This is a genomic window from Streptomyces sp. NRRL B-1347 (assembly GCF_000720325.1).
Classification (GTDB): domain Bacteria; phylum Actinomycetota; class Actinomycetes; order Streptomycetales; family Streptomycetaceae; genus Streptomyces.
Genome location: NZ_JOJM01000282.1, coordinates 1 through 421 on the forward strand (window position 1 = coordinate 1; position 421 = coordinate 421).

Genomic DNA, 421 nt, shown 5'->3' on the forward strand with positions numbered 1-421 from the left:
ATCCATCAACGGCGAGTGGAAAGCATGACTGACAGTCAGCCGGTTCGTCTTACGACCCCGCTCCCGCAAGGTGTCCGCGATCCCGGTGACCACATCCTCCGCACCGGAAATCACCAGCGAGGTGGGCCCGTTGACCGCCGCGACACCCGCCTGCGCCTCATGACCCTCCAGGAGCTGGAGGACCTCGGCCTCATCCGCCTGCACCGCGACCATCGCCCCACCGGACGGCAGCGCCTGCATCAGACGCCCGCGCGCGGCCACCACCCGGCACGCATCCTCCAGGCCCAGCACACCCGCCACATGCGCGGCCGCCAGCTCCCCGACCGAATGCCCGGTCACACAGTCCGGCACCACCCCGAAGGACTCCACCAACCGGAACAACGCCACCTCGAACGCGAACAACGCAGGCTGCGTCCACCCC

General features: G+C 69.1%; 1 protein-coding gene. It reads right to left on the reverse strand.

Translation table 11 applies throughout. From position 1 onward, the window contains the following. On the reverse strand, positions 1–421 hold a 421-nt coding region (locus IG74_RS47355), incomplete at both ends, for an acyltransferase domain-containing protein (protein ID WP_158858145.1).